Origin of the sequence: Bradyrhizobium sp. 190, from assembly GCF_023073415.1 — a bacterium.
Taxonomy (GTDB): Bacteria; Pseudomonadota; Alphaproteobacteria; order Rhizobiales; family Xanthobacteraceae; genus Bradyrhizobium.
On record NZ_JADPJL010000065.1, the window covers coordinates 322,508 to 335,274 of the forward strand.

Genomic DNA, 12,767 nt, shown 5'->3' on the forward strand with positions numbered 1-12,767 from the left:
CGCCTCGCTTCCTAAGGCAAAGCATTCGTTTCACCCCCCTCTCTCAAAATGTGCGGAATTGCGCTTTGTTGGACGCCGCCGGTGTCCACATCGATCGGCTTGGACCCTTCGACCGCCCCCCAGGGGGTTCGCCCTTCGCTCGCGCTCATGACTTTGCTTGTTCTCATTCCTCGAATCCTTCGAGATACGGCCGCGGATCAAACGCATTCTCATCGATCTTTTCCGGCAACTCGAAGCTAGCAATGATCCATGAATCGGCGCCGGCGGGTACTTCCAGGAGAACCGTGATGTTGTCCTCGCAAAGGGTGCATTCAACGTCTCTCAACGGTCGCGCTAACCCGCGATCGTAGACCTGAAGGTAAATCGACAGACATGCCGCAGCGTATGACACCAGCGATCGTCGCTCGGCACTGGTCATCGCGCATCCCGGCCTTTCTTCGCGGCTAAAACGAAAGCATCGCTGGATCCCGGACGTTCATTCACGCTGGCGCGCTGGGCGTGCCAAAGACTGCCGCCGTCAGTGACGAACATTCCGGTCCTATAGATTGCGTCGGAATTCCAAATCCCGGCATATTTCAGCGCGGGTCGCTCCTCCAGTTCTTTCACGCGGTTCTGAAGATCGGCGAGGTCTCGTCCGACTGGCTCAAACACCTTTTGAAGAAGATCGTGAATAACCGGTGCGAAGCCGCGGGCCACTGCCTTTATCAACCCGGCTTCGCTCGGGTTTTTCCGAGCCCACTCCGCCGTGCGGATATCCAAATCCTTTTCGGCAGGCATCAGCTTGCTCCGTACAGGGATGCGACACATCGGCACGCGCAATAATAGTTAGCGCTCCTCAGATGCCTTGGCAGATAGACGTCGCGCGGAAGTGCCTTGACGACATCGGGCCATGACGGATGAACCCGCTGCGTCAACCCAGTTACCTCGTGCAGCAAACCGGACTGGATAGCATCGGCAATGCTTAAATGATCTTCAGTCTTCGCTTCGGATATGAACCATTCGACTGGATATCCCGTCCTGGCGGCAAATACGTGCGCGATGCGATCGTCGATTTCATCCAATCGATCCGCAAGCGCGCGCAAGATCGGTGCGGTAACAGCTTGCGGCAGCGTTTCCCGCGGCCGGTGGACTGGATGGTTCAGAAGAGTGACCTCTCCGGACACCAACCTAAAGTCTCCAACCGCCAACAGCACCATTGCCATCGAGAGGCACTTCTCGACTGCCTCAGAGGAAACAGGAACCGGTTGAGATCGTAAGTATTCATAGATTCGCTGCCCTTCGCGCACGTCACCACCGCTAGAATTGATTTTGAGGTGCAGGTGGCTGAAGTCGTGAACTGCAAGTGTGTTTCGGACGCGGGCTAGCGAAATGGGTTGGTCCTCTCCGATCGCGCCGCTCAACTCCAAACAAAAGACACCAGCCGCGAACTCGCGTGGCGAGCCTACTTGAGCGGTAGTTACGATCGGTTTTTGTTGAAACTTCTTCATCTGCATCGGTCAGAGTCTCTCGATCTTCGCGATGAAATGATCGAGTACTTCAAACCGCTTCGGGATAGCCAACACCGTAACGGTGCCAGACTGCTTTAGTGCATCGGATGAGGCATTGAAGATTTCGATTGCCGAGTAGAGAGTACCTACCGCCAGCAAGATATCGTTGGCAGCTCTAGATCGGATCGGCGCAAGCTTGGCGGCGACGGCTGCAGTGTATGCTGGCTTGATCGTCGAAATTTTTGATTGGATTTCGTCGGCGGTTCTCGACAGCGCCGATTGGGTCGCTTCGAGTTCTGCAATCATTTTCTCCGCTGCCTCTATCGTGGCGTCAGTTTTAGGTGCCAATGGCGTATGGATTTGCGGATTGGTTTTTTCCCTCAGTGGTTCGATTCGTTTATAAACCGACTGATGCTTTTGCATGGCCTCACAGAGCTGCTGCTCGAGTTCAACGAGCTCGGCGGGTTTAGCTGATACTAGGATGTCTGAGATGGCTGACGTCGTTTTCACCCGAAATGGTCTCCACATGCCAACCAACCTGTCATGGCTGCGTTGTTCGAATCCATATCAGGCCGAGTTTCGGAACCGCGTTACCGACCGTTACCGTCGTCTGAAGTCCGACCAAGCAGTTTGAGTGCTAGGTCGAGCGCAAGTTCATGGGCACGCGCGATAGCCTTAGGATCTGCTTCATCCCACGCCCGAAGCGTGCCTAGCTCCTCACAGAAATCGAGGATCTTACCCAGGCTGCTCACGCGAAGGACTGCAGCGTCCGGCGCGGCCAGGCGCTTGCGTTTCCTGTAAGCTTTCTGAATTTCGGCGCGAGATTTAGCCATGCGTCATCGGCATGCTGGTGCAAAGTGCGCACCGGGTCGGGGCAGAGACAGTTGATGGTGCTTGCCTATTTGCTGGTGCGCAGTGCGCACTTCTCCCCCAGCAAGGAAAATTCTGCGAATGAGGTGTGGGCCGGTGTGCGGGCGACGGCTGTCGCCAAACCCCGGATCTACCCCCCGGGTCACTGGCCAATCTCCTGCGCGATGTACAAGGCCGCGAACTGGCTTGCAGACATACCGAGAGCACGGCGGATGTCGTCGATCGGCGCCCCCAGCGAAAGCATCGCCACCACGAATGACAACGGGCGCGCGCCCTTTACAGCGCGGGCCAATGCAGCAGCACGCGGATCATTGCAATCCGCACACGATGGGCGCCTATCCCTGCCCGGTTTACGTCCTGCACCAAGTCTAGACCCGCCGTGACCGGTTCGTTTGATTTCTTTGAATTCGGTCTCTTTCATACCCGTTCCTTCAAGAATTCAAGATCGCCGTATTTTCAATGCCTTGCTGCTGCTGATGACTGCCGAAAGCCGATACTCCCCTTCAGATTTCGTCCTCGCTGCAAATGCAGGGTGGGCGCCGGTGCGGATAGCGTCGCAAGTTGAGACGGAAGCCACCCCCCCAGCGCGTGGCAATTGCAGATAGCCTTTGCCAGGACATCAATCTGCATTTCTGCTTTTTTTTGCCCACGCGCCGGTGTCCTGTCGGGCGAGGCTGAGAGCGGAACCACCCCCGGGCGATGCTGTCACCGGTTGTCACCACGTCACCGGTGACAAATCGAAAGTCCAAAACCCTATATGCGCGTATTAGTATCTTAGAGATTATCAGTGGTGTTACTGGTGACAGTGGTGAGAAGCCCGGCGACACAACGGTTTCTCGCGTCACCGCATCGATTGATGTCACCACGTTCTGAGTGGTGCAGTTGCCCAGATGTTCCAGGAGGCGCCGCATTTCAGGCTGGCCTCCTGTATTTCCAGACCCTTTTGTCCCCACTGCGGACCTGGATCCGCAGCCAGTCGCGAGCCTTCAGGCATCTGGCAACGCGGTTTTGTTCGACCTGTCCCCAACGCGATCGATCGAGGTAGACCGCCTCCGCCAACACCTCCGCCACGCTGACCTCGGTCCGGGTCGCAAGGTAATCGGCAATGAGCGGATCCCATGGATCATCGATCAGACGGTCAGCCTGTTCCTGCCGGGCCTGCTGCACGACCTCCTTGTTGATGAACCACCACGGCGCGCCGCCGGTGTAGAGCCGGTAAGCCTCCGCCCAAAGCTGGTCCCGGTCGCGCTCCAGCCCCGCCAGATCGAGGCGGCTTGCTCGCACCGGCCAGAAGCGGCGGTTTCCGGTCTCGTCCTTTAAGTAGCTGTCGTTGTTCGTGGTGCCCACGAAGACACAGCCTCTCGGAAGTTCGATCACTCTGGTGCCGTAGGGCGGCCTGAAGCGATCCGTGGTGCGGGAAACCCAAGCCTTGATCCTGCCGGCCTCTGCCCTCGAATACGCGTCCAGCTCCGCTAGCTCGAAGCCCCAGACGCCGGGCAGCTGCATCGCCGCATCCTTGGACCCCAGATCCCCGATTTCGTCGCAGAAAAAATCGCCAAATAAGATTTTCAGCGCGCGAGATTTCCCGATGCCCTGCGGTCCCTCGATAATAGGAACGTGATCGTGCTTGCAGCCAGGATTGAAAACCCGGGCTACGGCGCCGATCATGAAGCTGCTGCCGACGTTGGCTACGTATTTGTCGTCGGCGGTGCCGAAGTAGGCTGCGAACATGGAACGCAGGCGATGCTTCCCGTCCCATTCGCTATGACCGAGATATTCCTGAACCGGGTGGAACGGTCTCTCCCGCGCAACAAGTTCAACCGCCTGGGCGGTTGTTGAGACCTTGGTCGGAATACCGGCGATCTGCACATACTCTGTTGCCGCGAGATCGTCTTGGGCGCTCCACGGTCGCGGAGAAAAGTTGCCCGGATCTAAATCCCACGGCGGTGCCGATCTAAGCACCACACTCTGAGCGAATTCATCGAAGGCCAAGAGAAGCTGCAGATCAGGTGCCGACCGGAACGTCGTGCAGACGTTGGCCAAGCTCCCATGCGGCGCGCCGCTTCCATATCGTTGAAGCGACTTCGTCCAGTCCGGCGCCGGCATCGTGACAACGTTGTTCATCGGACCTCCGCACCAAGGAAATCCGCCAATGTGAGCGCGCCTGCATCGGCCTGGTCGACGTCAGGGAAGCGATGTTTCGAAAGCCACCGCTGCGCGCCGCCCCGGTTCTCGTAGCTCACCGCATAACGAGCGGCACCGTCCGCCGGGTCGCGGATGATGGTGACGGATACCGTGCCGCCGATCGCGCGGGTAATGACTTGATGCGGCATGTCGGTCATCGGGAAATCCCCCCTTCGCCGAAATGCAAAGCCGCTATTACCGCCGCGAACGGGAGGTTCAACGCAAATCGGCGACTGAGCCGAGAGGCTTGAATTTCTCGAAGTGATTTTGTAGGTTGCGAGGAGTTCGAACCGCCTGCTTGAACCATTTCGCAGACCCGACCGTCACAAGCGGTCGGGTTTTGCATTTCTACCAATTCACGCAGCCTCGATGCCGAGCATCTTGCGGAGCGGTGCAGTGGGGACTGCTATCTTTCCTCCAATACGAATGCTTGGAATCTGGCCCGACTTAGCGGCGGCGTAAGCGGCGTTCCTGGCAAGGCCAAAGCAGATTCTACCGACGTCTGGAACAGATGCTGTTGGCTTCGAGAGTAGATCTTTTAGCTCATCATTCATTGTCCACCTATATTTTCGCGCGGCGTTTCCCGTGCGAATATGACTAGGTGTATATGGTCTGTTCCCTTGCAGTCAATGTTTCGCACGGTGTATACCGTGCATATCCACAGGGGTCATTATGGCTAAGTCTAGATCAAACCCGACCGCAGGAAGACCAACTCGGCGCCAAGGCGAACGATTGAGCAAAAACCGAACGTTCAGGGTCAGAGGCCCGTTGGATGAGCTGCTTGTTAAGTCGGCTGAGAATTCTGGCCGATCGGTCAGCGAAGAAATCGAATATCGGCTGGAGCGCTCCTTCAGTGAGGAAGGCGCATTCGGTGGTGGCCCGGTTAAGCACATGGCCATTAAAATGGCTGTTGCTTTTGGAAATGGAGGGCGGGCAGCGGCCTGCGCCAATGGCCATCCGGGATGGACAGCCGCCGAATGGATATTGGATTCTAGCTGTTACCGCACGGCTACGTTCGCGGTGATCGAGTCCCTTCTCAAGGTATTTCCCGGGGCGAATCTTACAGAGATTTTACAGGTGGCTGACTCCATCCCCTTAATGGTCGAAGCGCTGAAATCGGACGCAGCCACTCATTTCGTAAATTCCAAGCGGGCGTTGGAGGAAGACCAATGATGGGCCACGTTCGCGAGCGCGGCAAAGGCCGTTGGTATGCCGTCATTGAGGTACGCGATCCGGCAACGGGCAAGCGCAAGCGCAAATGGGTGTCCCTACCCGACTGCAAGGGAAAGCGTGACGCTCAAACCGCTTGCAGCAAACTGATAACGGAAATGAATGGTGGAGGGTACATTGAGCTTTCCAAGCTAACGCTGGCTCAGTTCTTCGACCGTTGGCTGAAACATATCAAGCCGAATGTCTCGCCGCGTACCCATGAACGATATGAGCAAATCGCGCTGAAAAACGTCGTCCCGCTGCTTGGCGCCAAGATCCTCTCCAGGCTGCAGCCGGTCGACATTAGCGAGGCCTACGCTAATCTTCTGGAGAGTGGCCGGCGCGATGGCAAGGGAGGTTTGTCGCCTCGCTCTGTGCACCACGTCCACCGGGTTTTGTATTCCGCGCTCAGCCAGGCGGAGCGCTGGAAACTGATCGCCCGCAGCCCTGCTGCTCTTCTCGAGAAGCGCGATCGCCCCAAGATCGAACGCAAGTCGGTGCGCACGATCGATGCACCCTCCACTGCCGCCGTTTTCGACGCGGCTCGCGAGCGGCGGCTATTTGTTCCGTTGGTGCTGGCATCCCTCTGCGGGCTTCGCCGGGGTGAAATTACCGCCCTGCGGTGGAAAGCCGTGGACTTGGACAATGGTCAGCTTGCGGTAGTCGCCAGTACTGAACAGACGGACGCCGGCGCCATCCGAGAAAAGGAAGCTAAAAGCGGTAAGGCCCGAACCGTCGCCCTTCCAGCAATGGCCGTCGATGAATTGCGCCGCTGGCGCGTCCAACAAGGCCAGGAACTACTTCGGCTAGGCGTCCGAGCCGATCACGACTGGCACGTCGTTACGCAAGCTGACGGAAGACCGCTGCAGCCTCGCAGCCTCACCCATGTTGTTTCGGCCTTCCTGAAAGAATGGGGCATGACCCTGCACGGCCTACGGCACAGCCACGCCAGCCACATGCTGGCGTCGAACATCCATCCCAAGATCGTCCAGGAGCGGCTTGGGCATTCCTCGATCGCGATCACGATGGATATCTACTCGCACCTGATGCCGAATATGCAGGGCGAGGCCGCCGCGACGGTTGACGGGGTGATGCGCGCCGCCATAAACAAGCGCTCCGACGACGTTGGGTAGCAAACGGGTAGCAGAGTCCCCTATATGTTCTCTGTGAAGCGACGAAAAGCTAAGCAATTTCAAGGCTCGGAAGGGTGCGAGAGTGGTTTAATCGACCGGTCTTGAAAACCGGCGTGCCTGCAAGGGTACCGTGGGTTCGAATCCCACCCCTTCCGCCAATAGGCGAAATCCGCGGGTCGTTCGCGGCTATTGGTATTCGTAGCCACATATTTCCCCCACGCAGCGAATTTCTCACAAGCGAGACTGCTTCTGAAGCAGCCGCTGCATCCGCAGCGAATTCCGTCTTGCAATTTTCGCCCTGGCGGCGTGCACGGCGTTTGCCCTGGTCGCTTCCTTTGGTCCTGTCGTTTGAATGCTTTCGACCGGCGCCGTGGAAGGCGACTGGGTGGCGGCGATCGAAGGGTGACTGGCAGGCTGCACAGTCATGGGTGCGGTTACTGGTGTCCTTCGCCGGGGCATCCTTGGCAACTCCGATCGAACGAAGTTGTTCAATCGCGAGCCCAGCACTCTAGTTGGCGCGGCGCACGACGGGTTCCGGACGACATGCTGTTAAAAGCATAACAGTTTGTGCATCGCACGCCGGCTGCACAAGCCGCGTGCTCAAGGACAACTAAAGCGCCAGCTTGACGTTGCAGATGTCGTGTTCGACCGGGTCTGACTTCACCTCGAAGCCGAGGCTCCGGCACATTGCCAGCATCACGGTGTTCTCGGCCAGGACGTCGCCGGAGATCGCTTTCAATCCTTCCGATTTCGCATATTCGATAATCATCTGCATCAGGGTCCAGCCGAGTCCCCTGCCCTTGAGGTCCGACCTCAACAGGATCGCGTATTCGCCGCTCTCATAGATCGAGTCCGAATGGATCCGGACCACGCCGACCAGTTCGTTGGTCGCCTCGTCGAACGCGACAAAGGCCATTGCGCGTGCATAATCGAGCTGGGTCAGGCGGGCGATGAATTCGTGGGAAAATTCCTTCATCGGGGCGAAGAACCGCAGCCGCAGATCATGCATCGTGATGTGTTTCAACATCTCGTGGATCAGCGGCTCATCCTCGGGCAGGATCGGACGCACGAAGACGCGCCAGCCATCCTTGACCTCGATGTGACGTTGCCATTGCGAGGGATAGGGCCGCACGGCGAAATTCGCCGGGCCCGAACCACGAAACTTCCGCGCCACGCGGCCGATCACGACGCGCGCGTCGACGGCGAGCACGCCGGCTTCATCGGCCAGCAGCGGATTGATATCGAGCCCGCGGATTTCGGGAATGTCGGCTGCCATCTGCGCCAGCTTGACCAGGACCATCGCGACGGCGTCCGGCTTCACCGCCGGCACGTCACGATAGGCGCGCAACAGCCGCGAGACGCGGGTGCGTTCGATCAGGCTGCGCGCCAGTTGCAGGTCGAGCGGCGGCAGCGCCAGCGCCTTGTCGTTGATGATCTCGACTGCCGTGCCGCCGCGGCCGAACACCACGACGGTGCCGAAGGTCGGATCGTCGGCGAGGCCGAGAATGAGTTCGCGCGCCTTCGCCCGCACCACCATCGCCTGCACCATCACGCCCGAAATCCGCGCCTCCGGCCGCAACGATCTTGCGCGCGCGAGAATGTCAGCGGTTGCCTTGCGCACCGCGTCGGCGTTGGTGAGGTTGAGCACGACGCCGCCGACGTCGGATTTGTGCACGATATCGCGCGACATGATCTTGAGCACGACGGTCGAGCCCTGCGCGAACAGCGCGTTCGCATGAGCGACCGCCTCCTCGGCATCGGCAGCGGCGAAGGTGGGCACGACCGCGATATCATAGGCGTCGAACAGCCGCCTGACCTCGATCGGATCGAGCCAGGAGCGGCCATCGGCCAGCGCCGCGGCCACGATCTGCCGCGCTGCATCGGCATCAGGCGCGAACTCGCTCGGCATCGCCGGCGGAACCTGCGCCAGCGTCTCCAGCACCTCGCGATGGCGCACCAGATGCATGAAGCCGAGGACGGCGTCGCCACCGGTCTGATAGTTCGGAATTCCCGCGCCGCTCAGCAAGTCGCTGATCGACTGGTCCGCTCCGACCCAGACCGCCAGCACGGGCTTTGGCAACATGCGGCGTTCGGCGCGATATTTCCCGACCACGCCGATGACGGCTACTGCGATGTCGTCGGCACGGGCGATCGCCGTCTGGACATTCATCACCAGCACGGCGTCATTGCTCGCGTCGGCCAGCAAGGCTTCGAGCGCTGCCGCATAGCGCGCCGGATCGGCGTCGCCGACGATATCGACCGGGTTCGATTTCGACCATGTCGGAGGCAACACCGCATCGAGCTTCTCGCGGATTGCCGGCGAAAGTGCCGCGGGAATGCCGCCGAGTTCAACCAGCCGGTCAACCGCCAGCACGCCGATACCGCCGCCATTGGTCAGGATCGCCAGCCGCTTTCCGGGCGGCGACTTGAGCCGCCCGAGCGTCTCGGCACAGTCGAACAGTTCTCGAAGATCCGATACGCGCAGGATGCCGGCGCGCTGAAACGCGGCGTCGTAGACGGCGTCAGTCCCGGCCAGCGCGCCGGTATGGGTTGCAGCTGCCCACGCGCCTTGCGCCATCCGGCCTGACTTGACGACTACCACGGGCTTGACCCTGGCAGCGGCGCGCGCCGCCGACATGAACTTGCGGGCATCCTTGATCGCCTCGATGTAAAGCAGGATGGCGTGGGTCTTTTCATCCAGCGCGAAGTAATCGAGCAGATCGGCGATATCGACATCGAGTTGGTCGCCGATCGAAACAATGCCGGAAAAGCCAACGGCGCGCTGCGCCGCCCAATCCACCATGCCCGCGGCAATGGCGCCGGACTGCGAGATCAGCGCCAGATTTCCCGCGGCCGGCATATGTGCGGAAAAGCTCGCATTGAGACTGACGCAAGGCATCATGATGCCCAGGCAATTCGGACCGATCAGCCGCATGCCGTATTTTTGCGCGGCCTGCTCCGCTGCATCCGCCAGCGAGTCCGGGCCGTGCCCGAGCCCGGCACTGACAATAACTGCGCCCGCGGCACCCCGGCGACCCGCCTCATCGATCAGGCCCGCGATGGTGTGCGCCGGCGCGGTAAGGACAACGAGTTCCGGCGCAAAAGCCAATTCTGCGATGCTGCCGACGGTCGCGACGCCGTCGATCTCGTGATAACGCGGGTTAACAAGGCCGAATTCGCCCTTGAATTGGGCTTTGCGAATATTGTTGAGAATGGCGCGGCCGACCGAGCCATGGCGCGGACTGGCCCCGACCAGCGCGACGGAATGCGGCGAAAGCAAATTCTTCAGACGATAGGTGGACATTGTTCTCCGGTGCCGGCAGGTCGCGGGCTTCTGTGAACCCAGGCAGATGTTCGACGCACCCTGCCCCTTTGCGCGGCAGGTTAGCGCCGGAATGGTTCCCGCGCGTGACAAATCGTGCTCAGCCGGGTGGGCTCGTCGAGATTCAGTGACGAACGTAATCGTCTGGCTATTGGCCGATCAGTTCAGAGTGCGGCCACTGATCAGGTTCGACGTGGCTGCAATCATCCGCTCGCCATGCTTGAACAGCCGCTCGGAGTCGCGGCGGAAGAAGTCGAGCTGATGCTGGCCGCATTCCTCGCACATCGTCTTGATGTCCCTTACGGAATGCGCGCCGGCCATCTTCGTGACGAACTCGGTGAACAGATGCATCTCGGTCTGCGTTCGCTCCAGCATCTCGTCGCCGAGAAACACCATTTCCTCCAACATCATCTTCTGCGCGCCAAGCATGAACTCCAGCGCGCCCTGGTTCAGTTTGGTGGCTTCCGCTTCTGCATTTGCGCCTGCTGGAAAGGAACCGGAAGCGGCCTGCTCAGACAGTTCTGACATGACAATCTCCGATTTCTGAAGGTCCGCCGAAACGATAGTGACTGGCTCGCGCCGAACATTGAGGCGCATCAAGCTGGCGTCATTACGACCGCAGCCATAGCCAAAAGGTACAAGGCCGGGAACTCGCCGGGACCAAAGGTCACATCCCCGCCCACCCGAGATCAGTGCGACATCAGCACCGGCACGGTCATGCAGTCGAACATGCTGCGCGTGACACCGCCCAGAATTCGCTCCTGCAATCTTGAATGGCCGTATCCGCCCATCACCAGCAGGCCCATATTGCTTTCGGCCGCGACCGACAGAATGGCGCCCTGAACGTCGCCGCGATCCGCCGTCAGCCGCTGCACCCGGGCCGCAATGCCGCGCCGCCCCAGATGTGCGGCGAGTTGATCCGAGGAAGCTTCACCCGCCTCCTCATTGGCCGCAATCACGGTGACGGCCTTCGCGCCCATCAGAAACGGCATCGCATCGCGCCACGCGCGGGCCGCAAGGCGGCTGCCGTCCCAGGCGATGCCGACATGATGGGCGTCGAGCGCCCCCTTGTGGATATAGGGAACCATCAGCATCGGCCCGCCGGAATTGAACAGGATCTGCTGCGGAATCTCGTTGTCGTGGCTGGCTTTCGCAAATTCCGGCTGCAGCACGATCGTCATGTCGTAAAGCCGGGCAAGCGCGCTCATGGTCCGCCCGGCCTCGGCGGGAATTGTCGCGAAGGTCCTGGTGCCGTAGGCGATTTTGGCGAGCTTGGCCTCGATCTCGAACATGGCCATCGCAGCGTTCGCTCGTTCCCGGGCGCGCTCCTGTTCAGCCCCCATGACGGCGCCAACAGCGGCGCCGCCCTCTACAATCATCCCGGCGGCACTCATCGATTCATAGCCGATGGCGACCGCATCGAGATGCGACCGGCGCGCAATGGTCAGCGCGACCGCGACGTCAATCACCGGCCTTACCGGCCGCTCGGAGGGAATATGAACCAGAATGTTCCTGAACATCGCCATTCTCCAACACATTCGCGAGGGCATGCGGCCCCCCGTCCCGGTTGCTACCGGCAAGGTAACCGACGGATCGATGGCCGAAGTTGACGCACATCAAACCGGAAATGCCGAACGGCAGCGCATGCGAACGGCGACGTCAGCGGACCCTGGCGTACTTGAGATCGTGATGAGCCGCGATGGCGGCGCCGAGCAGCTTTTCCTTTCGATGGCGATAGCCCGGCGGATGCTTCTTGCCTCGTTTGCCATTTTCTACCTGCGGCGACCCGCTGGCAAGGCCGGCGAAGCGCTCGAGATCGCGCATGTCGCCCAATGCGCGCTGCATTCGTTTTGCCGGCCGGTGCAGGTGATGGAATTTGCCCCGGCCCCACAGCGCGACGGTTTCCGTCAGCGCTTCGAGCATGTAGCGGAAGCGTTTGGCCTTGATACGCAGCCGGTGACGGCGTGACGCACCCAAACTCTTCAGGCTTTTCCCCTTACGGACCAGCCGTTCGTGCCAGCGGTCGAGTTCGCCCGCGCAATAGGATTGCAGAGCCTCCGCGTGCTTCCGCCGCCTATAGCGCGGCAGCCACGGTCCTTGCCTGATCCAGGCCGCCATGGCCGCGACCAGGCGTTGCGTACGAGCGGAGCGCAGACAGCGCACCAGGCGGCGGTGGTCCCGCATCTGGCGCTGATCGAACTGCTCGCCGACCATGTCCTGCATCCAGGCGCGGTATTGCCTGCGGCGGGCATGTTCCACGACGACATCGATGTCGCGCGCCGCGCCGAGCGGGCCATTCAGCCAGGCGATTTCCTGCTTCAGACGCCGCCATTCCGCATCGACCACGATCGGCGCGAAGAACGACACGGCGGCGCGCAACCGCGTGATCGCGACCCGAACTTGATGCACGGCCTCGGCATCGCCGGCGCACGCGCTGCTGTGATGGGCCTTGATAGCGGCGACGCAGCCGAGCGCCATCTTCTGGAATGCGGTTGCACAATCGAGACCCGCCGCTTCAGCGGCCTTGCGCCGGCCGGACGTTCCGGTTGGGTGGTCTCTCAT

13 protein-coding genes and 1 tRNA gene are annotated in these 12,767 nt (G+C 60.4%); 3 read left to right on the forward strand and 11 right to left on the reverse strand.

Annotation, left to right across the window (positions count from 1 at the left end; genetic code table 11):
* Positions 1 to 163: 163 nt before the first annotated feature.
* The 7 genes from IVB22_RS33445 to IVB22_RS33475 form a co-directional block, all read right to left on the reverse strand.
* Positions 164 to 418, reverse strand: a complete 255-nt coding sequence (locus IVB22_RS33445; RefSeq protein WP_247521417.1) for a hypothetical protein — start codon at positions 416 to 418, stop codon at positions 164 to 166.
* A complete protein-coding gene (locus IVB22_RS33450) occupies positions 415 to 777 on the reverse strand; it encodes a hypothetical protein (protein ID WP_247521418.1) in 363 nt (120 codons plus the stop codon). Before IVB22_RS33450 ends, IVB22_RS33445 begins: the two co-directional genes overlap by 4 nt.
* Complete coding sequence (locus IVB22_RS33455; protein ID WP_247521419.1) at positions 777 to 1,493, reverse strand: ATP-dependent Clp protease proteolytic subunit; 717 nt, start codon at positions 1,491 to 1,493, stop codon at positions 777 to 779. Before IVB22_RS33455 ends, IVB22_RS33450 begins: the two co-directional genes overlap by 1 nt.
* A gap of 3 nt (positions 1,494 to 1,496) precedes the next feature.
* Entirely contained in the window at positions 1,497 to 1,997 is a 501-nt protein-coding gene (locus IVB22_RS33460; RefSeq protein WP_247521420.1) for a hypothetical protein, read from the reverse strand.
* Between the two features lie 502 nt (positions 1,998 to 2,499).
* Positions 2,500 to 2,778 (reverse strand): hypothetical protein, encoded by a 279-nt coding sequence (locus IVB22_RS33465; protein WP_247521421.1) that lies wholly within the window; start codon positions 2,776 to 2,778, stop codon positions 2,500 to 2,502.
* 491 nt (positions 2,779 to 3,269) lie between these two features.
* On the reverse strand, positions 3,270 to 4,481 hold the full coding sequence (locus IVB22_RS33470) for a virulence-associated E family protein (RefSeq protein ID WP_247521422.1): 1,212 nt from the start codon (positions 4,479 to 4,481) through the stop codon (positions 3,270 to 3,272).
* Positions 4,478 to 4,699 carry a hypothetical protein gene (locus IVB22_RS33475; RefSeq protein WP_247521423.1) on the reverse strand — a complete coding sequence of 74 codons (222 nt, stop codon included), beginning with the start codon at positions 4,697 to 4,699 and terminating at the stop codon, positions 4,478 to 4,480. Before IVB22_RS33475 ends, IVB22_RS33470 begins: the two co-directional genes overlap by 4 nt.
* Before the next feature lie 514 nt (positions 4,700 to 5,213).
* Between IVB22_RS33475 and IVB22_RS33480 the strand changes: the two genes are divergently transcribed.
* From IVB22_RS33480 to IVB22_RS33490, 3 genes are all read left to right on the forward strand, one after another.
* Positions 5,214 to 5,714 (forward strand): Arc family DNA-binding protein, encoded by a 501-nt coding sequence (locus tag IVB22_RS33480; protein WP_256467489.1) that lies wholly within the window; start codon positions 5,214 to 5,216, stop codon positions 5,712 to 5,714.
* Entirely contained in the window at positions 5,711 to 6,883 is a 1,173-nt protein-coding gene (locus IVB22_RS33485; protein ID WP_247521425.1) for a tyrosine-type recombinase/integrase, read from the forward strand. The genes IVB22_RS33480 and IVB22_RS33485 overlap by 4 nt, the downstream gene beginning before the upstream one ends.
* A gap of 68 nt (positions 6,884 to 6,951) precedes the next feature.
* Positions 6,952 to 7,041, forward strand: a tRNA-Ser gene (locus IVB22_RS33490).
* A gap of 452 nt (positions 7,042 to 7,493) precedes the next feature.
* On the opposite strand, the gene IVB22_RS33495 is transcribed toward IVB22_RS33490, so the two are convergent.
* The 4 genes from IVB22_RS33495 to IVB22_RS33510 all read right to left on the reverse strand — a co-directional run bounded on the left by IVB22_RS33495 (position 7,494) and on the right by IVB22_RS33510 (position 12,767).
* Complete coding sequence (locus IVB22_RS33495) at positions 7,494 to 10,187, reverse strand: bifunctional acetate--CoA ligase family protein/GNAT family N-acetyltransferase (RefSeq protein ID WP_247521426.1); 2,694 nt, start codon at positions 10,185 to 10,187, stop codon at positions 7,494 to 7,496.
* A gap of 177 nt (positions 10,188 to 10,364) precedes the next feature.
* Positions 10,365 to 10,733, reverse strand: coding sequence for a hypothetical protein (locus tag IVB22_RS33500; RefSeq protein WP_247521427.1), 369 nt, complete (start codon positions 10,731 to 10,733; stop codon positions 10,365 to 10,367).
* Positions 10,734 to 10,894: 161 nt separating this feature from the next.
* Entirely contained in the window at positions 10,895 to 11,725 is an 831-nt protein-coding gene (locus IVB22_RS33505) for a universal stress protein (RefSeq protein WP_247521428.1), read from the reverse strand.
* Positions 11,726 to 11,864: 139 nt separating this feature from the next.
* Positions 11,865 to 12,767, reverse strand: a complete 903-nt coding sequence (locus tag IVB22_RS33510; RefSeq protein ID WP_247521429.1) for a CHAD domain-containing protein — start codon at positions 12,765 to 12,767, stop codon at positions 11,865 to 11,867.

What these genes read in the sequence shown, in the direction of transcription:
- IVB22_RS33445 (WP_247521417.1), bottom strand. Translation starts at nt 418, where the DNA reads ATGACCAGTGCCGAGCGACGATCGCTGGTGTCATACGCTGCGGCATGT.
- IVB22_RS33450 (WP_247521418.1), bottom strand. Translation starts at nt 777, where the DNA reads ATGCCTGCCGAAAAGGATTTGGATATCCGCACGGCGGAGTGGGCTCGG.
- IVB22_RS33455 (WP_247521419.1), bottom strand. Translation starts at nt 1,493, where the DNA reads ATGCAGATGAAGAAGTTTCAACAAAAACCGATCGTAACTACCGCTCAA.
- IVB22_RS33465 (WP_247521421.1), bottom strand. Translation starts at nt 2,778, where the DNA reads ATGAAAGAGACCGAATTCAAAGAAATCAAACGAACCGGTCACGGCGGG.
- IVB22_RS33470 (WP_247521422.1), bottom strand. Translation starts at nt 4,481, where the DNA reads ATGAACAACGTTGTCACGATGCCGGCGCCGGACTGGACGAAGTCGCTT.
- IVB22_RS33475 (WP_247521423.1), bottom strand. Translation starts at nt 4,699, where the DNA reads ATGACCGACATGCCGCATCAAGTCATTACCCGCGCGATCGGCGGCACG.
- IVB22_RS33480 (WP_256467489.1), top strand. Translation starts at nt 5,214, where the DNA reads ATGGCTAAGTCTAGATCAAACCCGACCGCAGGAAGACCAACTCGGCGC.
- IVB22_RS33485 (WP_247521425.1), top strand. Translation starts at nt 5,711, where the DNA reads ATGATGGGCCACGTTCGCGAGCGCGGCAAAGGCCGTTGGTATGCCGTC.
- IVB22_RS33495 (WP_247521426.1), bottom strand. Translation starts at nt 10,187, where the DNA reads ATGTCCACCTATCGTCTGAAGAATTTGCTTTCGCCGCATTCCGTCGCG.
- IVB22_RS33500 (WP_247521427.1), bottom strand. Translation starts at nt 10,733, where the DNA reads ATGTCAGAACTGTCTGAGCAGGCCGCTTCCGGTTCCTTTCCAGCAGGC.
- IVB22_RS33505 (WP_247521428.1), bottom strand. Translation starts at nt 11,725, where the DNA reads ATGTTCAGGAACATTCTGGTTCATATTCCCTCCGAGCGGCCGGTAAGG.
- IVB22_RS33510 (WP_247521429.1), bottom strand. Translation starts at nt 12,767, where the DNA reads ATGAGAGACCACCCAACCGGAACGTCCGGCCGGCGCAAGGCCGCTGAA.